The organism is Orenia sp., assembly GCF_055140805.1.
Genome location: NZ_JBSQYM010000009.1, coordinates 1 through 23,248 on the forward strand (window position 1 = coordinate 1; position 23,248 = coordinate 23,248).

Annotated in this window: 14 protein-coding genes; all 14 read right to left on the reverse strand. The window is 34.1% G+C overall.

Annotated elements, in window-relative coordinates:
• Positions 1–321: 321 nt before the first annotated feature.
• Complete coding sequence (locus ACTCDL_RS02170) at positions 322–1,260, reverse strand: sensor histidine kinase (protein WP_463173678.1); 939 nt, start codon at positions 1,258–1,260, stop codon at positions 322–324.
• Between the two features lie 20 nt (positions 1,261–1,280).
• Positions 1,281–5,960, reverse strand: coding sequence for an AAA family ATPase (locus ACTCDL_RS02175; protein ID WP_463173680.1), 4,680 nt, complete (start codon positions 5,958–5,960; stop codon positions 1,281–1,283).
• Between the two features lie 617 nt (positions 5,961–6,577).
• Positions 6,578–8,023, reverse strand: a complete 1,446-nt coding sequence (gene gtfA, locus ACTCDL_RS02180) for a sucrose phosphorylase (RefSeq protein ID WP_463173682.1) — start codon at positions 8,021–8,023, stop codon at positions 6,578–6,580.
• A gap of 156 nt (positions 8,024–8,179) precedes the next feature.
• Positions 8,180–9,157: a LacI family DNA-binding transcriptional regulator gene (locus ACTCDL_RS02185; RefSeq protein ID WP_463173683.1), complete on the reverse strand. Its 978-nt coding sequence runs from the start codon at positions 9,155–9,157 to the stop codon at positions 8,180–8,182.
• Between the two features lie 101 nt (positions 9,158–9,258).
• Complete coding sequence (locus tag ACTCDL_RS02190; RefSeq protein ID WP_463173684.1) at positions 9,259–10,137, reverse strand: GNAT family N-acetyltransferase; 879 nt, start codon at positions 10,135–10,137, stop codon at positions 9,259–9,261.
• A gap of 728 nt (positions 10,138–10,865) precedes the next feature.
• Positions 10,866–12,197, reverse strand: a complete 1,332-nt coding sequence (locus ACTCDL_RS02195; RefSeq protein WP_463173686.1) for an HD-GYP domain-containing protein — start codon at positions 12,195–12,197, stop codon at positions 10,866–10,868.
• A 169-nt stretch (positions 12,198–12,366) separates the two neighbouring features.
• Positions 12,367–12,939 (reverse strand): orotate phosphoribosyltransferase, encoded by a 573-nt coding sequence (gene pyrE, locus ACTCDL_RS02200; RefSeq protein WP_463173687.1) that lies wholly within the window; start codon positions 12,937–12,939, stop codon positions 12,367–12,369.
• Between the two features lie 421 nt (positions 12,940–13,360).
• Complete coding sequence (locus ACTCDL_RS02205) at positions 13,361–14,275, reverse strand: dihydroorotate dehydrogenase (protein ID WP_463173688.1); 915 nt, start codon at positions 14,273–14,275, stop codon at positions 13,361–13,363.
• Positions 14,268–15,068, reverse strand: a complete 801-nt coding sequence (locus ACTCDL_RS02210) for a dihydroorotate dehydrogenase electron transfer subunit (RefSeq protein ID WP_463173689.1) — start codon at positions 15,066–15,068, stop codon at positions 14,268–14,270. The genes ACTCDL_RS02205 and ACTCDL_RS02210 overlap by 8 nt, the downstream gene beginning before the upstream one ends.
• An 86-nt stretch (positions 15,069–15,154) precedes the next feature.
• Positions 15,155–18,355 (reverse strand): carbamoyl-phosphate synthase large subunit, encoded by a 3,201-nt coding sequence (gene carB, locus ACTCDL_RS02215; protein WP_463173690.1) that lies wholly within the window; start codon positions 18,353–18,355, stop codon positions 15,155–15,157.
• Between the two features lie 282 nt (positions 18,356–18,637).
• Positions 18,638–19,711 (reverse strand): glutamine-hydrolyzing carbamoyl-phosphate synthase small subunit, encoded by a 1,074-nt coding sequence (carA, locus tag ACTCDL_RS02220; protein ID WP_463173691.1) that lies wholly within the window; start codon positions 19,709–19,711, stop codon positions 18,638–18,640.
• Positions 19,712–19,798: 87 nt separating this feature from the next.
• Positions 19,799–20,737, reverse strand: coding sequence for an orotidine-5'-phosphate decarboxylase (pyrF, locus tag ACTCDL_RS02225; RefSeq protein ID WP_463173693.1), 939 nt, complete (start codon positions 20,735–20,737; stop codon positions 19,799–19,801).
• 92 nt (positions 20,738–20,829) lie between these two features.
• Positions 20,830–22,104: a dihydroorotase gene (locus tag ACTCDL_RS02230; protein ID WP_463173694.1), complete on the reverse strand. Its 1,275-nt coding sequence runs from the start codon at positions 22,102–22,104 to the stop codon at positions 20,830–20,832.
• On the reverse strand, positions 22,097–23,026 hold the full coding sequence (locus ACTCDL_RS02235) for an aspartate carbamoyltransferase catalytic subunit (protein ID WP_463173696.1): 930 nt from the start codon (positions 23,024–23,026) through the stop codon (positions 22,097–22,099). Before ACTCDL_RS02235 ends, ACTCDL_RS02230 begins: the two co-directional genes overlap by 8 nt.
• Between the last annotated feature and the right edge of the window lie 222 nt (positions 23,027–23,248).

Here is a 23,248-nt window from a genome sequence, read left to right on the forward strand (position 1 = left end):
TAAACAACTTTAGAATGTAATTTAAATATCCTAATAATTTAATACCTTTAAGTTCTTAACTAAAAACCTTAAAAGATAACTTTCAGCAACGAATCTACCAAATTTACGCGAATAAAATTAAAAGACTAATTAATCTTTTAATCTTTAATTCGTGTTAATTCGTTGCTAATCTTTAGCTTTTGATCTTTAGTCTTTTATTACACTTTAGACTTGGATATCTATATAAAACGAAAAAGTCGCCCTTTTTAGGATATGTTTTATAAAACATATCCTAAAAAGGGCGACTAACACCTACTATATTTGGATAACAGAGCTAATAATTTATAGCCCATATACATCTGAAAATTCTATATCTATCCTATCAATTAGACTTTTCTCTTTAATAACATAATTATTTGTAGATTCTTCTACTTGACTTAACTGCTTTATAGGTAATCTTATGATAAATTCTGTAAATACCCCCACCTCACTTCTTACTTTAATCTTCCCTCCATGTAATTCAACTAGCAATTTAACAATCGCTAATCCCATTCCACTTCCTTCGCTTCTTCTAATAAAAGATTTATCTACCTGTCTGAAGCATTCAAAAATCATCTTCTGCTTATCTTCTTGAATTCCTATTCCTGTATCTTTTACTATGATAACTATATAATCATTTTTATCTAATAGATTTACAGAAATAAGATCCCCTTCATCTGTAAATTTTATTGCATTAGAAAGTAAATTTAAAATAATTCTTTCAATCACAAAGATGTCACAAGGAATTTCTTTATTTTTTACATTTGATTTAAACTCTAATACTCGATTTTTATTCTCTATATAAGCTGCTACTGAGTAGGTCATCCTCTTAATAAACTCTACTATATCATGATTATCTATATTTAATCTAAAAGAATTAGAATTTATCTTAGTGATATCTAGCATATTATCCACTAACTTTAAGAGCCTATAATTATTCTGTTTAATAATACTTGTATATTTTCTTAACTTATATTTGATTTCCGGATTATAATTTTTGTCTTGAGATAAAGTTAACATTTGTAGTGCAGAGAAAGAAAGATTTAATGGTGTTTTAAACTCATGGGATAAATTAGCGAAAAATTCTAGCTTTAATTTACTATATTCCAATTCTTCTTTCAGTAATTCTCTTTCGGTAATGTCTAAAGCTGAAATTAATACCCCATCAATTTCCCCATTTCTATCTTTTAATATATTATTCCGTCCAATAAACTTTCTCTCTCTAGCATCTTTAGTTAACACAGTAACTTCTTTATAAGTTTTTATTTTTTTTTTAACAAGCCTTCCTTTAATTCTTCTTTAACATAATCCATTATACTATTACCCAAAATCTCCTCTTCATCATATCCCAAAATCTCACAACCTTTTTGATTGATCATTGTAATTTCTCCCGCCGGGTTTAAAATCAAGAATACAACTTCAGCAATATCAAGATATTTCTGTAACTTATCCTTTTCCTGCTCTAGCTGATTAGTCCGTTCTCTTACTTTAATATCTAATTTTTGATTAGAAGATTTTAAGGTTTGATATAAACTTGCATTCTCTAAAGAAATTACTATTTGAGAAGAAAGCATCTCTAAAACTTTCAACCTATCTTCAGTAAATGCACCTGTTAACAGATTATTCTCCAAATAAATTATTCCCTTCAGCCTTCCTTGATTCATTAAGGGAAGGCATAAGATTGATTTAGGCCTTCTGCTAGCAACATACTTATCAGAATTAAACTGTGAAAAACAACTAGCATCTTCTAAAACTAGATTTTTCTTAGTTCTACTAACATAATTTATAATACTAATAGGTAGATCTTCACTATCATCAATACTTGTATTTGAAAGAATAGCTATCTCATCCTCGTCAACCTCTTTCTTCCCTTTTACTATAAGTTGCTCTTCCTCCTCCATAATAAAGACTACCTTCTGTGCTCCTAAATTCTCAATAATAATCTTGATTAATTTCTTGATTAGTTCATCTAAAATAATCTCTTCAGAAATAGCCTGACTAGCCTTAATCAATGTATTAAGATCCAGTACATCAGAATTAATCACTGTAGTCTCCATTTCAGCTTGACTCTCTTCAATTTTCTCATGGAAAAATTCTAAATACCTACTCTCTACATCACCTACTTTAGCTTCTGCCCCCCAGAACTTATAACACAAATAAGCTTCCTTAAAATGTAACTTAGCATACATATAATTACCCTTATCAAGCCAGAATTTTGCAGCTAACTCATTAGCTAAAGCTTCATCATTGATATATTCATGTTCTTTTGCTAAATCAATAGCTCTATTATAGTACTCTAATGCTTTACAACTATCACCTATTACCTGCAGACGTTCTGCCTCAACTAAATAAAACTTATGAAGAAAATTCATCGGAGCATGCTCAGACCAGTTTTTCATCTTTGCTTGATTTTCATTGACTTTTGCTAATATGTGATCTTGTTCATCAGCAGTTAGAGTCGGATATACTTTCAGTCTAGCTAGAGAATCGAAGAAATAAAAAGTTACTATATCTACTACTCCTGCCATAGTTTTTACATATTCTTCTGTCTTCTTGGCAAATTCAACAGCAGCAGAGTACTCTTGAAAATAATAATTAAGTACTATTTTATTTAAAAATAAATGAAACATTCCTGTTAAATCACCAATATTAGTCAGTTTAGCTAAAACTTCATTCTCGTCACATAACTGCCCTGTTAGTTTAGTCGGGTCTTCAGCTTTGCCCTGCAAATTTAAAACAGTCTGCCCAAAAATCTGTTCCCAATTCATAGATATCCCTTGCTTGATCTTTTCCAGTCTGCTTGAGTTAGTTGCTATCTTCTCTTCCGTAATTTGCAACTGGCAACCAGCATAAAATGCATTCTTATCATGAGCTGTTAAACAGTATCCAGCATATTCAAAAGCACCAGTTTCTATCCCAGCCTGATACCCTTCCATAAATTGATCTAGTGTTGTTCTTAAATGTTCTCCCCAAGCTTTGATGAAATAGTTATATATATCTAAAATCATTACTTTATATTGTTTCATATCATGACTTTCTAGCATTTTACTACTTAATTTACCTAGTTTATAGCCAGTCTTCAAATCAATTTGTAATCCACAGAGCATCATCCCATAAAATGAATAGACTGCTGCTACAAATGAAGGTTGACCATACTCTAAAGAAAGTTCCATCATCTTACAAGCTACAATCGGACTCAATAATGGTTCGGTGTGATAGGTAACTGATATACTACGTAATAGAACCTGCATTGCCCCAAGCTTAATAGGATCTTTCATTACAGGAAGGTCTTCTAAATCCTCTACTTTCATATCTGCCATAGCTGTTCTGACATTGGCAAATGCCTGCTCTACATCTGCTTGAGTTGGGTTAGATGGAATCTCTACCCCTGTCAATTTAAGCACACTAAGACAAGTATCTAAAGCATCATGTAACTTCAGTTGTGCTTGAGATGATTCTATTTTAACTAAGTAGGCTTTAATTTTATCCACTATGGTCTTAGCATTTTCTAAGACCATTCTGATAAACTCTTCCATCTTTTGATATTTAGCGACTAAATAAGCTCCTTCTGCTAATTCTGAATATAACTCTAAACTTAGCTGATAATATTCTTGCCAGCTATTATCAGGCAATAGCTCTAAGGCTATTTCCAGATAAAGAAATGCCATTTCATAAGCAACAGCCTTTTTAGCCAATCTAGCTGCTTCTAAATTTAACTCTGCTAGCTTTATCCTCTCTTGTTGACTATCAACCTTTACTCTTCCTGCATTATACTGCCTGATTATTTCAAATAACTCTTCTGCCGCCTTTACTTTAGAAGAATCTTTTAACAACAAGCGTCCTAATTCTAAATGGATGCAATCTCTTTTATCAGCTGATAATGTAGCATAAACAGCCTGTTGAATCCGATCATGAATAAACTTAATCTTAATATCCTCTGCTTTTAATGAAGCATCTTGATTATCAATCACAATCAAACTTTTATCCACAGCTGTTTGTAAATCTTTTAAAATCTCATCTGTAGTTTTATCATTAATTAAACTTAAAGTTTGTAAATCAAATCGATTTCCTATACAAGCACCATATTGCAGCTGTTCTACTGTAACAGGATCTAAACTCTTTATTTCATTCAATAAAAAGTCTACTACATTATCTGTTATCCCTAATTGCTTAATCTCTTCTATATTCCACTGCCATTGACCTAAATCATAATAGATATACCCTTTGTCATATAGAGCCTGAGAAAACTGTTTTATGAAAAATGGATTTCCAGCAGTTTTATCAATGATAAAGCTGCTTAATTCCTCTAAATTGCTTGAATTATTTCTAGAAGATAATAAGTTCTCTTCTAACATTAATTTAATAACTTCTGCTTCTAAGGGCTGTAGCTTGATTTCATCAATAAGAAGTTCTATAGCAGCCAATTCAGTTACCATTGCACTAATCGGTTTGACTAACTCATCCTTGTTATCTCGATAAGCTCCAATAAGGAGTAAATAATCAATTGATTTATTGCTCATTAACAGCTGTATAAACTCTAAACTAGAAGAATCCGCCCACTGTAAATCATCAATAAAGATTACAAGTGGATGCTCTTTATTTGAAATCGATTCCATAAAATTCTCAAAGACAAGATTAAATCTATTCTTAGTCTCAGCTACTCCCAATTCTGGAACAGAAGGTTGCTCTCCTATAATTAACTCTAACGATGGAATGACGTCGATGATTATTTGTCCATTATTACCTACCGCTTTTAATATTCTTTTACGCCAAATTTCTAGTTCCTCCGATGGTTTTATAAGTAATTGCTTTATAAAATCTTCTAAAGCCTTAATGATAGCACTATAGGGGACAGTACTTTGATACTGTTCAAATTTTCCTGAGATAAAATGTGTTGATTCTTTCATGAATTTATTCTTCATTTCCTTGACTAAAACAGACTTGCCAATTCCTGGAGACCCTTTGATCAATACTAATGATTTTCTTCCATCATAAACATTTTGATAAGAGTCAAATAATTCTTTGAGTTCTTCTTCTCTACCATATAATTTATCTGCTATTTTAAATCTATTCAAACTATCTGCTTTAGCAATTTCAAAAGATTCTATCTTTCCTTTATCTTCTAAATCTTCTTGGCATCTTATCAAATCCTTTTTTAAAGCAACTAAATTTTGATATCTACCTTTAGGCATTTTAGAAATTAACTTCATTATGATATTTGAAAGTACTTCTGGTATCTTAGCATTGATTTCAATCGGAGACAGAGCTGATTTAGCTATATGGGCATAAATCAGTTCCATCTCATCAACATAATCAAAGGGTAATTGCCCTGTTAATAACTGATAAAAAGATACTCCCAAAGAATAGTAGTCTGTTCTATAATCTATTGCTCTATCTATTCTTCCAGTCTGCTCTGGTGCTATATAGGCTAGAGTACCTTCCAATCGCTCGTAATTCTTATTTTTTACTTTATCTTCATCCATAAACATTGAACTGCCAAAATCAATAAATTTGACCTGCCCATGCTTATTAATCAAAATATTATCCAAATTAATATTTAAATGAATGATCTTTCTCTGATGAATTTGTTCTAGTATATCTACCACTTGAATAGCAATTTCTAAAAATTCTGCTAATGGAAGCTGCTTATCTTTGATTAGATTTTTAAGTGTTCTTCCTCTAACACCTTCACGGATTAGTACTGGTCTTCCTTGAAAATTTTCTAAATCATATACTTTAACTACACCTTCAACTGAATTAAGAGTTTTAGACAATTCATATTCATGCTTTAATTTCTCACTAGCCTCTAATGTTACTCTTTTTGATGAAATTGTCTTTAGAATTAATTCTTTTTTTGTCCTTTTATCATGACCTAGATAAATGAGAGTAGCCTTTCCCTCATAAAGCAATTCATCAACTTCATATCCATCAAGCTTCAACATATTACTTATTCCTCCTTTTTTTGATATATATTTCTATTTATCTACTTAATATCTATAATTCTATATTATTGTCTTCTTACCTTTAAATTACATGGATAAATTTTTAAATTAAATATAATATAGATATGTGAATTAAAAATCGAACTTAATATTTATATTAGGATACTTTTAGGAATCAGTAGTCAGGAACCAGTTATCAGTGAAATAGACTGATTCCAGATTCCCTATTCCTGACACGAAAGTGTCGCACTATCTCTCTAGCGTCATGGTTAAATTTTATTCTAGATTCACGAACCTATATAGATATCCAAGTCTAAAGTGAAACTTAATAGTGGTATTGTGACCCTTTTAGGAATCAGGAGTCAGGAAGCAGTTATCAGTGAAACAGACTGATTCCAGATTCCCGATTCCTGACACAAAAGTGTTACATTACCTTTCTATTGTTTCATTCTAAAGTTGGACACCTATATAAATATCTAACCTTAGAATAAAATTTAAATATTATGTTATATGGATATTGGAGATATTGTATCATTTTTCATAACAGATCAGATAATAATGATATAAAAAAAGCATATATCAACCGATTGACATATGCTTAAAAAATTATCCTATCTTTACAATTGTTTATACTCTTTAGTTTCTAAATCATCATAGCTAATCACATATTCATAAGTGGCAAGATTAGCTTTTAATACAGCTTCATATTCATCTCTTTTCCAAGAAATCTCTAATAACTCATCACTAGTAGTATCATGGATAGTATAATCACCATCAAAGGCTGGATATGAGTTACGGAATTCCATTAACTCAATTAATCTTTGTACAACTGGTCTTTCAACCTCTTTGTCAATCTCTTCTGTAGTGTAATAATGACGATTTATATTTCTACCAACCTTAGTCTCTTCAAGCAATTCAATATCATTCTCACCTGCAAGTAAGCCAACATAATACACCTGAGGAGTCCCTGGAGCAAAGAATTGAATAGCTCTAGCTAAAAGATAAGCATCATCATTATTTCCTAAAGCCGAATAATAGGTACAATTAATCTGATAAATATCTAAATTATCATAAGCTGCACTACTATAAACCTTTTTAACATTCGATCCTCTAGAATAAAGTTGTTCTCTAGTCATCTCAATCTCTTCATCAGTCAATAGATCTTTAACATCCACAACTCCAATACCATCATGTGTATCAAGGGTAGTAAATTGTTTACTTGGACACTTCTTTAACCAAGCAGTCAATCTCTTAGTTGAACCACTATATAAAGAATGTAATAATAACATCGGTAAGGAGAAATCATATACCCAGTGGTCTTGGTCAGCTATTTTTAACTGAATAGAGTAATGTTCATGGATTTCAGGAAGGATATCAACATTGTAAGGCTCTAAGATTGCTTTTGCCTCGTCAAGTAATTCCCAAATATCTGGTTCAATAAAGAAACAATTAGTCCCAGCCTTCTTAACAGCATAAGCAAAAGCATCAAGTCTAATTATTGAAGCACCATGTTCTGCTAAATATACTAAACTATCTTTAATAAATTTTCTGGCAACTTCTGATTCCATATTCAAATCAACCTGTTCTTCTGCAAAAGTACACCATATCTTTTCAGTTGTTCCATCTGCAAAATTCACATCTATATAAGGTGCTCTCGGCTTTCTCTTATAGATAAGGTCAACCTCTTCTTCAGTAGGTTCTCCATTATTCCAAAAATCCTTATACCTAATAAAAAAATCAGAGTATGGAGAATCATCTTTATTTTCTTGAAAATCTTTATAAAACTCTGATTGGCGAGAGATATGATTAACCATAAAATCATACATCAAATAAAAATCTTCACTCAAGGCTTCAATATCCTCCCAAGTTCCAAACTTTTCATCTACTTCTTGATATGTGATTGGAGCAAAACCTCTATCAGCAGATGATGGGAAGAATGGTAGTATATGAACTCCACCAATTGCATCTTTAAAATATTTTTTTAGTACAGTACTTAAATCTTTTAAATTTTCCCCTATACTATCAGCATAAGTGATTAACATTATTTCATTCTTTACTGACATAATTATATATCCCCCTTAATAAATTAAATTTTCAAAGCAATAACCTCTTTTTATACCTACTAGTCACATTATCAGTATAAATCAAAATATATAATATGTCAAACGGTTGACATATTATATATTTAAATTAGCTAGTAGTTATATAACTACTAGCTTTTAAGTTGTTTGCCTCTCTATCAAAGCTACTGGTAAAATATTATCAAACTCTACATCATCATCATTTATCTGTTTATTAAGTAGATCTATAGCTAAACTACTCATCTCTTCTATAGGTTGTCTGATAGTTGTTAATTCTGGTATAAGCAATGAAGACATTTGAATATCATCATAACCAATTACTTTTATGTCTTCAGGTATTTTTTTATTGAGTTGCTTACTAACTTTTATAGCATTAGCAGCAATCAAGTCACTACTTGCAAATATACCATCTATATCTGGATGGTCTTTAAATAAATTTCTAATAAGACCTTCATATTGTTGGGTATTAAAAACATTTATATCTGTTTGGGCAGTTATATAGTCAATATTTCTACTTTGGGCTATATTAATAAATGCTTCATTTCGCTTATTTGCTAATAAATTCAAACTTAAACTACCACTTATGTAAGCAAGCTTTTTACAACCTTTAGCTATTAATAAGTTAGTAGCTAAAGAAGCCCCCTTATAATTATCAGAGCAAATATATGGAATACCTTCTATCTGCCTATCAAAGGTAACAATAGGGAGATCTAAATTCTCATACTCACTTACTTCCATAGTATGGCTAGCCATTATAATACCATCCACTTGATTCCCTCGTAACATTTCTGTATATTCTTTTTCTTTTTTAGGATCATGTTGAGAATTACATAACATTATCTTATATCCTTTCTGATAAGCATATGCCTCTAAATAAAAGGCTAATTCAGAAAAAAAAGGGTGAGAAACAGTTGGTATAATAACTCCAATTATATTAGATTTCTTTTTAGATAATGATCTAGCAATCTCATTTGGCTGATAATTAAGTTCTTCCATCACCTGATAAACTCTTTTTCTTGTCTTATCACTAATATAACCTCTATTATTTAAAACCCTTGAAACAGTTGTAACAGTTACACCTGCCTTTTTAGCTACATCTTTGAGTGTAATCGCCATATTATCCTCTCCATTAAAATAAGTTAATTGTAATTTTAGTTAAAGAACAAAAACAGGCACAAATTAGTATTGTTCCTGTTTTTGCTTTCAATTATAAAAATCTAAAACTCCATCTTCATTTCTAGTCGTTCTTCTTCTTTATCTATCTCCCAAATATCAGATAGATCTAATTGTGACCACAATTTATCCTTAATATTAATATGTAAACTCTCAATACCATTATCCAAAGCCAGATTAGAAGAATAGATTAATAGTTCTTTAATCAATTCGATATTATCCTTCTCAGCTTTGGGTACATAAAGATATATAGAATTCCCATCTAATAAAGTTACCCCTTCTATCCCTTTACAGCTTACCTGATGAACAAAAGGGCCTTTATAATCCAAAAACTCTTCTGCTCCAGCCTTAAAGGCCTTTAGCCAAATATAATCTCTTGCCCAAGGGCATCCTACTACTACCTGCAAATCTTTTGGCTCTTCATTAAAGTTAAGCTCTTTAACAAGCTTAACCTCTGTATTCTTCTTAGCTTTTATACTCAGCAGCATTTGAGGATTCTCTTTAATCTCCTTTAGCCCTACCTTCTTATATAACCCTTTTGATTTGTTGGTATCAGGCCAAGTCACATAAGACTTATAACCCAAATTTTTCATAATAATAGCAGAGTATCTCACTAGCTCTATTCCAAACTTTCTTCTACCAAAATCATCATGAATATTAAGTCTTACTAGATAAACTGGATCATCCTTAGATTCAGGCAATACCACTTCTGCATGACCAATCACTTCATCCTTTAATAAAGCAATAAATATTCTTCCTTTTGCCTCTTTAATTAGATTGAATCTAAATTCACTCAACTGCTCCTCTTCCCACCAATCTTCTGGGTTTGTTGCTTGATACATCTCATAAATTTTCTTGCTATCACCTGGACCGGCTTCTCTTAATAATACTCTCCCCTCATTAGTATAAACAAACTGTTCCATCTAACCACCTCTTTGCTTTAAAGTAAAAAACTATAGGTCTTGAACCTATAGCTCTAGGATAATTGGATTTCCTTAACTAAACTAATAAATTTATTGATAACACTTAGGCAAGCCTAAGTGTCTTTTCCATTATAAGCTTGTGCCTATTTCAATTAATTTGCTGACAGTTACTTCAAAAACTTCATACTCACCACTGAATTCTGAATTTAGTATTAATGAATTAGTAGCTGTGCATACTAATTTATATAGGAAAAAATTTTCTTTATAATACTAACTAATTAAATAATATAGATTCGTGAATCTAGAATAAAATTTAGCCATAACGCTATATAGAGATAATGGTACACTTTCGTGTCAGGAATCGGGAATCTGGAATCAGTCTGTTTTACTGATAACTGATTCCTGACTCCTGATTCCTAAAACATTACCAATATATCCATTAAGTTTCATTTTGAATTCACATACCTATAGCTATGAAGATATTTAAAAATATAGAAAAATAATTATAGCTTTCTTGTTCCTGGATAAAAGTCTACCACCAATTACTTTTATTATACACAATTAAGGCCAATAATATGCATTCAGACAATTATAACCTACAAATAAATTCAAGATTTTAATTATTAAGCTTTATATAATGACGTTACCTCATTAACTCCAAATTATATATTGCTTATTTATTCTAGAATTTATACAAGATTAGAAATAAAACATCTTAAAATTATTTGTTATTCTATCTCCTGCCAGAAAGATTCATACTCTGCTGCTTTAGTTGTCTGTGCTTTAACTCTGAAACGGTCTATTTCTTTTGAATTCTCCTTCAATATTGAAACTATTTCTGTATCCAAAGCACCATTATTACTCATCTCTTCCAAAATAGATAATGCTTTTGGAAGATTCATTCCTTTCCTATAGGGTCTATCCTCAGTAAGTGCTGTAAAGACATCTGCTACAGCCATTATCCTTGCTTCTATAGGTAACTTTTTATTCTTAGTATGAAAAGGATAACCCTGACCATCAACTCGTTCATGATGATAAGAAGCCCAGATTTTGATTTCCTCAAAACCCTTAACCCTATCCAAAATCTTATATGTATAAAAAGGATGCCTTTTTATAATATCAAACTCTTTTCTCGTCAATTTCCCACCTCTATTTAAAATTTCAGGGGGAACAGCCAACTTTCCTAAGTCATGAAGATAACCTGCTATCTTAATCTGTCGGCATTTAACTTCTGATAAGCCAACCAAATTAGCCAAAACCTCTGCACTAGCAGCTACACCACTAGAATGGGTAGCTGTAAAACGGTTTCTAAAATCTATAATTTGACTAAAAAGATTAGCCAGACTAAGCAAACCTTCATAATTTAGCTCAAGATTAACACCCTCTACTCTTTTAGATAGAGTTCTATCTATAGCTGAACTGACTATATCAAACCAGAAGGCCTCTTTTTCAGCTAAAGATAAAAAAGCCTCTACTAGCTCTAACGGAAAGTTATTACCTACCTCTAATAGAATCTTCTCAGAAATCAGCTTACTTTGACCAAGGATATCTTCTTCATTATTCTCTTTGTTAATTAATATATCAATAGCATCAGCTAAATGTATTATATGACTACCTAAAGGTACCTGCTCTCCTTTAAAATACTTTCCTTCACCATCATCCCAAGGTACATGATGATAACGTATTATTTTGGCTATTTTAGCAAAAGGTTTGAATTTCTTGATAAGATGGTAACCAAGCTCAGCATGACTAATAGTACCTATATATTCATAAAAAGGACCCGTTGTAAAGAATTCGGTCTCTTCATATACCTCATCTGAAATATTCCAATTTGAAGAATCCATTCTTTCATTTAAAGAGAAGGCTCCAGCATCATGTAAAGCACCGGCAATTATTAAATCCTTCTCTTCCTCTTTAGATAGCCCTAGTTCTCTTCCTATACTTGAAGCTATATAAGCTACCCGCTTATGATGACCAGTTACAATAGGACTGACTAAGTCCATAGCATCAGATAAGCACATAACCATATCAAATAATGGCACATTCAGTTCTACATTCATAGAACAGCTCCCTTCTTAACTCTTACATCACGAGAATTCTCTGCTCTCTTTTAATATTTCTTTAATATTAATAAAAGTCCTGCATTCTAATTCAAATTTATACTTGCAGGTAATAAATAGTAAAAGTCTATAGTTGCTATAATAGCAACTATAGACTTCAAGTATATTATTATAAGAATCTACTACCTGGCTTAGTAATCTCTAATCCCTCTTGGCACATTGGGCATTCCTTAGGAGCATAAGCCTTCACATCTACAGCTAACATCGATTCAGTTGGAACTTCAAAGTTAATCTCTTTACTTCTTCTATCAACTAAGGTTCCTACTGCTACTAATTCAGCACCAGTCTCATTTAAAACTTCAATTACTTCATTGATAGACTTACCAGTAGTCAATACATCATCTACTACTAAGACCTTATCACCTTCGTTTAATCTAAAACCTCTTCTTAAAGTCATCTTACCATCTACTCTTTCTGTAAAGATTGTCTTCTTCTCTAAAGCCAATCCTACAGCATAAGCTAAAGTTACTCCACCCATAGCAGGTCCTACTACTACATCTATCTCTACATCTTTAAACTTCTCAGCCAATCCCTCTGCCAACTCTTGAGCATAAACAGGATATTGTAAGACTTGGGCACATTGTAAATATTGGTTACTATGTAGACCTGAACTCAATTTAAAATGCCCCTCTTGTAATACACCAGTTGTCTTAAAGATTTCGATTACTCTTTCATTTTTCATAACTATTCACTCCTCTTATTTTTAATAATCTGGATAATAGCTTACTTTTTCATATTATATCAAATATTCTGCTTTAGGTTTCGCCTAAAAGGCGACCTACCTTTTTTACCACAGGTATCATTCAGGAAGAAGAACACTTCCTTCAAAGCACCTTAGATGAAAAAGTAGGCAAAAAATCATTTTAAAACCGGGAAAACGCTAGTAAATATAACTAAGATTAGATTAATCATATCAATCTAAATGTGATATCATAAATTAATTATTGTTCAATATCCCGCTTACTTTCCCAACGAAACACGCTAGTACTATATACTAGATATTTGAGTGAATTCTAATTTTTTAGATTTATTATATAACTTCTATTTTAATCAAAATTCGCTTACGTTTCTTTAAAAAATAATATCTAATCACATATTACTTACTATTTTATCGCTAATCCTACTATCTCATTAATATCCTCATAACCCTTCTCTACTAAATAACTCTCTATTCCAGCTAATATCTCCATGGTTACTTCTGGATTGACAAAGTTGGCTGTACCTACTGAAATAGCACTTGCTCCTGCTAAGAAGAATTCGATAGCATCTTCAGCATTACTGATTCCTCCCATTCCAATCAATGGTACATCTACTGCTTGGGCTACTTGATAGACCATTCTGACTGCTACTGGTTTAATAGCTGGTCCTGATAATCCTCCCATCTTATTAGCTAAGATCGGCTCTTGATTGTGAATATCTATCTTCATCCCTAATAAGGTATTGATCAAAGAGATAACATCGGTTCCTGCCTCTTCCACAGCTTTAGCAATAGAAGTGATATCAGCTACATTTGGGGATAGCTTAGTAATTAAGGTCATATCTGTTTCAGCTCTGACAGCCTCTACTACTGATGCTGCCATCTCTGGTTGGGTACCAAAGGCCAAGCCTCCCTTTTTAACATTAGGGCACGAGATATTTATCTCTAAAGCATCTACTCCTTCAACATTTAGTTTATTAGCCAATTTAGCATAATCTTCTACAGTATTACCAGAGATATTGACTATTGTCTTAAAGTTATAATCCTTAATCAGTGGCAAAATCCTAGCTAAGAAATGGTCTACTCCAGGATTCTGTAAACCAATAGCATTCAACATTCCTGCTGGAGTCTCAGCAATTCTTGGGGTAGGATTTCCTAGCTTAGGATTTAAAGTAGTCCCTTTAACCATTACCCCACCAAGTCTATTTAAGTCAACATAATTTTTATACTCTGGTCCAAAGCCAAAGGTTCCTGAAGCTGTAGTGACTGGGTTCTGTAACTTCAATCCATTTAAATCTACTGCCAAGTTTGCTTTAGTCATCAAAAATCACCTCATTTAATGGGAAGACTGGTCCTTGAATACAGGTCTTCTTATAGTCCCAAGCTGACTCATTTTTGACTTTAACCTTACAAACACAGGATAAACATGCCCCTGTTCCACAGCCCATTCGCTCTTCTAAAGAAGCTTCTCCCTTGATATCATTGGCTATAGCCCAGTCTTGTACAACCTCCATCATAACCTCTGGCCCACAGGTATAGATATAATCAGCATCTGTCAACGTATCATCTAGAAATTTTGTTACGAAGCCTTGGTATCCATAGCTACCATCTACAGTTGCAGCCTTTAACTCTACATCCATCTCTTCATAATCTGCTAGATTTAATAATTGCCCTTTATTTTCAGCCCCGATTAAGACTGCTACCTCTTTATTTGACCCTACTAATTTCTTTACCACTGGATACAATGGGGCAATTCCCATTCCTCCACCAACTACTACAAACTTATTAGCATCTTCAGGAATAGAGAAGCCCATTCCGATTGCTCCCATCAAATCAACTTGATCTCCTGCTTTAAGTGTAGCTAATAACTGTGTGCCTCGTCCGATTGCTCGATAGATAATAGTTATAGTTCCCGCCTCTTGATCTATCTCATTAAGGCTGATTGGTCTTCTAAGTAAAGGGTCATGCTCATTTAACTTAGCTACCCATTTCAGATGGATAAATTGACCTATTTTAGCCTCTTTAGCCACCTCTGGTGCATCAATAACCATCTTAAAATGTCTAGGGCTAATCTCTTCTTGTGAAATAACCTTTGCAATTACTCTTTTTGACATTATCTTCACCCCTTTATATAAGTGTGAGTGTGAGTGTGAGAAAATCATAATTATAAACTCACACACACACTCACACTATTCACTATTTATACATAATCTTGTAATGCTTGCACACTTACCTCTTTGCCAGAAGTAATCTTCTCTAATACCTGTAAGATAGCTTTAGTTGTATCTAATGAGGTTAGAGAAGGCACACCCATCTCTACAGCATTTCTTCTAATCTTAAATCCGTCTCTAGCTGGCTCTTTACCTTTAGTTAAAGTATTAATTACTAAGTCAATCTTATCCTCTTTAATCAAATCAATTGCATTTGGAGAGCCTTCTGATAACTTCTTAACCTCTTCAACCTCTAATCCTGCCTCTGCTAATACCTTAGCTGTTCCTGAAGTAGCTACTATATTAAAGCCTAATTCAGAGAACTCTTTAATGTATGGTATAGCCTCTTCTTTATCCATATCAGCAATTGTCACTAAAATAGTTCCTGACTTTGGTATGTTCATTCCAGCACCTACAAAACCTTTGTATAGAGCTGATTCATAATCGTAATCTAAACCTAATACCTCTCCTGTAGACTTCATCTCTGGTCCTAAGTTGGTATCCACTTCTGTTAATTTAGAGAAGGAGAAGACTGGTACCTTAACTGCAACATGCTCTTTTTCTGGTACTAGACCAAGAGGATATCCACTATCTTTTAAGCTCTGACCTAACATCGCTTTAGTCGCTAAGTTAACCATCGGTATTCCTGTTACCTTACTTAGATAAGGAATTGTTCTACTTGATCTTGGATTTACCTCAATTACATAAGGTGTCTCTCCGTCAACTACATATTGAACATTGACCAATCCTTTAGTATCTAATGCCACTGCTAACTTCTTAGTATACTCAGCAATTGTATTCTTTAACTCTTCACTAACAGTCTGAGTTGGATAAACTGCAATACTATCTCCAGAATGAACCCCTGCTCTTTCGATATGCTCCATAATTCCTGGAATAATTACCTCTTCTCCATCAGAGATAGCATCTACCTCTAATTCCTTACCAACAATATATCTATCAATTAAGATTGGATGCTCAGGAGTTACCTTAACAGCATTCTCCATATAGTCATTTAACTCTTCATTATTATAAACAACCTCCATAGCTCTACCACCTAGTACATAAGATGGTCTTACCAGGACTGGATAACCAATCTTATTGGCTACCTTCTCAGCCTCTTTCTTAGAGAAGACTACATCACCCTCTGGTGTAGGAATATCCAGCTCTCTAAGTAAGTGAATGAATTTATCTCTATCCTCAGCAAGATCAATTGATTCAAAAGATGTACCTAAGATATTGATCCCTTCATCAGCTAGTGGCTTAGCCAAGTTGATTGCTGTCTGCCCACCAAACTGTACTACAACACCTTCAGGTTGCTCATGTTCGATAATATTCATGACCTCTTCTTTAGTAATCGGTTCAAAGTATAATCTATCGGAAGTATCAAAATCTGTACTCACTGTCTCTGGGTTATTATTAACGATAATTGATTCATAACCTTCTTCATGTAAAGCCCAAGCTGAATGAACACTACAGTAATCAAACTCAACCCCTTGGCCGATTCTAATTGGTCCTGACCCAATAACCAAGACACCCCTCTTATCAGTAACCTCTGATTCATTGGTCTTCTCATAAGTAGAGTAGTAATAAGGAGTTTCAGCCTCAAACTCTGCTGCACAAGTATCAACCATCTTGTAAACAACATCAATTCCATGCTCCTTACGAAACTCTCTAACTGTCATCTCATCAGTCCCAGTTAAAAGTCCAATCTCTTTATCGGCAAAGCCAAAGCCTTTAACCTCTTTAACTAGCTCTGGCGTTAAACCTTCTTTCTCTAATTTCTTCTCTAATAGGATGACATGCTTCATCTTAACTAAGAAGAACTTAGTAATCCCTGTCAACTCATGAATCTTATCTATACTCCAATCTCTTCCTAGAACCTCAGCAATTACAAAGATTCTTCTATCATCAGCTATCTGTAAGTACTCTGCTAACTTCTCATCACTCCAGCTTTCAACCTCATCATGCTTCAATCCAGATGCTCCCACCTCTAGAGAACGAACAGCCTTTAACATAGCACCTTCTAAGGTACGCTCGATAGCCATTACCTCACCAGTTGCTTTCATCTGTGTTCCTAGCTCTCTATCAGCATAATGGAACTTATCAAAAGGCCATCTTGGAATCTTTAAGACTACATAATCTAAGGCTGGCTCAAAGCAAGCTTTAGTCTTTTGAGTGATAGCATTATCGATCTCATCTAAGGTATATCCTAAAGCAATTTTAGCTGAAACCTTGGCTATTGGATAACCGGTAGCTTTAGATGCTAAGGCACTAGAGCGGCTTACACGAGGGTTAACTTCGATAATGATATATTCAAAGCTATCAGGATTTAGAGCAAACTGAACATTACATCCACCTTCAATCCCTAAAGCTCTAATAATCTTAAGTGATGAAGAACGTAACATCTGATACTCTTTATCAGAGATAGTCTGACTTGGTGCTACAACGATACTATCTCCTGTATGGATTCCTACTGGGTCAAAGTTCTCCATATTACAGACAGTAATACAGTTATCATTACTATCACGCATTACCTCATACTCTATCTCTTTCCATCCCTTAACACTTCTTTCGATTAGCACCTGTCCAATCAGGCTATGCTTGAAGCCACGAGTAGCAATCTCCTTTAACTTCTCTTGATTATCAGCTACTCCTCCACCAGTACCACCCATAGTAAAGGCTGGACGTACGATTACTGGATAACCAATCTCTTCAGCTATCTCTAAAACATCAACCATCGTCTCTGCTGTACGACTCTTCAAGACTGGCTCCCCAATCTCATCCATCAAAGCTTTAAAGATATCTCTATCCTCTGCTTTTTGAATTGTCTTTAAAGGAGTACCTAATAGCTCTATTTCTAATTCCTCTAAGATACCTGTTTTAGCCAAATCGATAGCTAAGTTAAGTCCTATTTGCCCACCTAGAGTAGGTAAGAGTCCATCTGGACGTTCCTTTCTTAAAATTTCTGAAATATGCTCTACCGTTAAAGGCTCGATATAGACTCTATCAGCCATATTCTGATCTGTCATAATTGTAGCAGGGTTACTATTAACCAATACTACCTCTAAACCCTCTTCCTTTAATGAACGGCAAGCCTGACTTCCCGAATAATCAAACTCTGCTGCCTGCCCAATAATAATTGGTCCTGAGCCGATAACCATTACTTTATGTAAATCTTGTCGTTTTGGCATAAATAAAACCTCCTTGGTTAATTTACAATGTATAATTCACAATTGACAATTATAAATGCTTCAAAACCTTTTCTGCCACGAATCTTCACAAATCTCACCAATTAATTCAAAACCATTTTAATTTTTAAATTTGTATTTCAATTCTTTATTCGTGTTTAATTCGTGTGGGTCAGTAGTTAAAATCAAATTTATTTTTTTAATTTCTATGATTTATTGACAAGTAAAGTTAGTATTAATCAAAAATTCATTATTAAATTAATTCAAATTGTACATTGTTTATTATTAATTGTTCATTAAACTGATAAATCTATCGAATAGATAATGTGAATCCTCTGGTCCTGGTGATGCTTCAGGATGATACTGTACTGAGAAAGCTGGTAATTCTTTATGCTTAATCCCTTCTACAGTTCCATCATTAACATTGATATGAGTAACCTCTATATCAAGGTCATGAACAGATTCCTCCTTGATAGCAAAACCATGGTTTTGAGAGGTGATATAAACTCGATTTGTTGCTAAATCCTTAACTGGATGGTTTGCTCCACGATGTCCAAACTTCAATTTATAAGTGTCTGCTCCACAGGCCAAACCTAAGATTTGATGCCCTAAGCAGATTCCAAAGATAGGTTTCTTGCCAAGTAACTCTTTAACTGTCTTAACTACATAAGATGCATCTTGAGGATCTCCAGGTCCATTTGATAGCATAATCCCATCTGGATTGTAGCTTAAGATCTCTTTGGCTGGAGTAGTAGCTGGTACTACAGTTACTTCACAGTCACGCCCTACCAAAGAACGAACTATATTCTTCTTACCCCCACAATCTATTAAAACTACCTTATGCTCTTGTCCTTCTCCTTTAGTATAAACTTCTTTAGTAGTTACTTCACTGACTAAGTCTCTACCAGATAGTCCCGGTGCTTTTTTAGCTCTTTGGATTAATTCCTCCTCTGAAAGATCCTCAGTAGTAATAACACCCTTCATTGTTCCTTCGATTCTTAATAATTTAGTTAAAGCTCTAGTATCAATTCCTGAGATTCCTACAATATTATTCTCTTTTAAATACTCTTCTATCTTCTTCTGCTTTCGCCAGTTACTTGGCTCTGTACAGAACTCCTTAACTATAAATCCATTAACATGTGCCATATAAGACTCTATATCTTCATCATTAATCCCATAATTTCCGATTAGGGGATAGGTCATCGTTACTATCTCACCCTTATAAGATGGGTCAGTTAAAATCTCTTGATAGCCTGTCATACTTGTATTAAATACAATCTCACCACTAGCCTCTATCTCTGCTCCAAAACTGATTCCATTAAAAACCGTTCCGTCTTCTAAAACTAATTTTGCTTTCATTCCCAGACCTCCTTTTATAACCTATCTGTATATTTATTAAGATGTTTGTATTATTATACATGAATTATTCATACTTGTAAACCGTTATTACCAAGATATTTTCCCTGCTTCTGCTAAAGCCTGATTAATAGCTTCTTTCATCTCAATAACTGCTTCTCTTGCAGCTTCTTGATAGTCATCACTATATTCCTCTTTTTGATAAGCAAAGATAATTCCCCGTGAAGAATTGATTATCGCTCCATAACCATCGTCATTGAAAGAAGCCAAGACATCTTCAGCAGTTCCCCCTTGAGCACCATAGCCAGGAACTAAGAAGTAACTCTGCTTCATTATCTCTCTTAATTTTGCTGCCTCCTCTGGATAGGTAGCACCTACTACAGCACCAACAGCGCTATAGCCTCTTGTTCCAACTACCTCTGCTCCCCACTGACTGACCAACTGAGCCATCTGTTCATAAATCTTAACTCCTCCACTCTCTAAATCCTGTAGCTCATGTGAGGAAGGATTTGAAGTCTTAACTAATACAAAAATCCCTTTATCATAATTACGACAAGTCTCTACAAAAGGATTAATTCCATCAGAACCCAAATAAGGTGTTACTGTCAAGGAATCAGAATTGCTCTCTAGTTTCTGCTCACCCCAAAACTTAGGACTTCCTAAATGCCCATCGGCATAGGCCTGTGCTGTTGAACCGATATCATTTCTTTTAGCATCATTGATAACTAGCAGACCAGACTCTTTAGCATAGGCTACTGTATCTTCAAAAGCTTTAACACCCCAATGACCATACTGTTCATAAAAAGCCATCTGGGGCTTAACAGCTGGAGCATAATCAGCAATTGCATCGATAATCCCTTTGTTAAACTCCAAGATCGAGTGGTAAACTGCTTCTAAGGTAGCTCCATACTCCTTTACTGCCTGATCTGTAATCTCTGTAGGAATTTGATTTAATCTAGGATCTAATCCTACACAGACATGACTTCTCTTCTCATCTATTTTATCCATCAATCTATCAGCAAAATTCATAACAATCCCCCTATTTTGTAGTGTGAGTGTGAGTGTGCGTGTCGGTGTGAGTGTGAGTAAAATCAATATCAAGTTCACACTCATAACTCACACTAATCACTATAAACGATTTCTCCAGCTACAATAGTCATCACTGCTCTTCCCTGTAGCTCATATCCTCCAAAAGGAGTATTTTTACTCTTAGAGACTAACTCTTCAGTCTTTACTTCCCATTTTTCATCTATATCTATAATAGTAATGTCAGCATCTTTGCCAACCTCTAAAGTTCCCTTATCGACTCCAATTACCTGAGCAGGATTAATAGTCAATTTAGCAATTGCCTCCTCTAAAGTCAAGATTCCTGGCTCTACAAGCTCAGTTATTACTAAGCCCACAGCGGTTTCCAAGCCCACGATTCCAAAAGGAGCATAATTATACTCTACATCCTTCTCTTCCTCAGCATGGGGAGCATGGTCTGTTGCGATTACATCGATAGTTCCATCCTTTAATCCCTCTTTAATAGCTTCTACATCCTCAGCACTTCTTAATGGTGGGTTCATCTTAGTATTGGTATCAAAGCTAGTAATCACTTCATCAGTTAAGGTAAAGTGGTGTGGTGTTACTTCACAAGTTACCCTTACTCCTCGCTTCTTAGCTTGTCTGACTAAATCTACACTCTCTTTAGTACTGATATGGGCGATATGAACCTTGGCTCCTGCTTCTTCTGCTAAGAGTATCTCCCGTCCCACCATCACACTCTCTGAAGAGCTTGATATCGGATTTAAGCCAGTTATCGTTGAATAGTATCCTTGATTCACTACCCCATCTCCTGCTAGATTCTTATCCTCACAATGGGAGATTATCGTCAAATCAAAGTCCTTACTATAATCTAAAGCTAATCTCATCATTTCAGCATTCATCACTGGATGTCCATCATCAGAGATTGCTACTACTCCTGCCTCTTTCATATTAGCAATCTCAGCTAATTCTTTACCTTGACTTCCTTTAGTGATTGCCCCAATTGGATAGACATTTACTACTCCATCTCGTTTTGCTATTGCTAATAAACCTTCTACTAAGGTCTGATTATCAATTACTGGGTCTGTATTTGGCATACAAGCTACTGAAGTAAATCCACCCTTAGCTGCAGATTTTGTTCCTGTCTCAATGGTCTCTTTATGTTCAAAACCTGGCTCTCTTAAATGGACATGAATATCGATTAGCCCTGGTGATACTACCTTGCCCTCTAAATCAATTACCTGAGCATCCTCTGCCGCTAAATTATCTCCTAGCTTGTCTATCTTACCATCAACAATTAAGATGTCTGCTGTTTTACTTCCTTGTATTGGATCTATTATCTTGCCACCCTTTAATAATAGTTTACTCATTTCTACTTCCTCCTAATAAGAGATATAGTAAAGACATTCTGATAGCAACTCCATTGGTCACCTGCTCTTCAATCACTGCTTTCTTACCATAAGCTAAATCTGAAGAAATCTCAATTCCACGGTTAATCGGTCCTGGATGCATTACTGTTACATCATCTTTGGCCAGTTTAAGATGTTCTCTTCTCAATCCATAACGCTTGGTATATTCTCTAATAGTAGGGAAATACCCTTTATCTTGGCGTTCTCTTTGTATTCTTAATAGATTGATTACATCTACATCTTCAATCCCCGCTTCTAAATCATTATAAACTTTAACGCCCATCTGCTCTATTCCCACTGGAATCAAGGTACTTGGTCCAATCAACCTTACCTCAGCACCTAATTTGGTCAAGCCCCAGATATTTGAACGGGCTACTCGACTATGTTTGATGTCACCTACAATAGCAACCTTCTGCCCTTCTATCTTACCCCTTTTCTCTTTGATAGTATACATATCTAATAAGGCCTGAGTAGGATGTTCATGAGCTCCATCTCCAGCATTCAAAACTGGCATATCAGTAGTTTTGGCTAACAATTTTGCTGCTCCAGGTATCCCATGACGAATTACTACTGCATCTGCTCCTAAAGCCTTTAAGGTCTTAGCTGTATCGACTAAACTCTCCCCTTTAGTTACACTACTACTTTTAACTGATAGATTCATAGTATCAGCACTCAAACTCTTAGCTGCTAGTCCAAAAGATGAGCTTGTCCTCGTACTTGGTTCATAAAAGAGATTTACAACCAACTTTCCTCTTAAGGTAGGTACCTTCTTAATTGGTCTCTTTAAAATATCCTTCATCGTCTTTGCTGTCTCTAAAATTAATTCTATCTCTGATTTAGTTATATTCTCTAGCCCTAATAAGTCTTTACTCTTTAATCCCATATTTACACCTCCACTGAAATAAAAAATCCCTTACCAGAAAATTGGCAAGGGATAATTATAGCTATTTGAGTTTGAGTCTACGGTTAAGTCTAAGTAAAATCAAGTTTATTTCTGTTCTTAATCTTTTACTCAAACTTAACCTGAAACCGAAACTAATTTCTTCCCTTACTAATCTCTCTGGATTAACTTAAAGGTAAATATTCAATTTTTAAATATATAAAG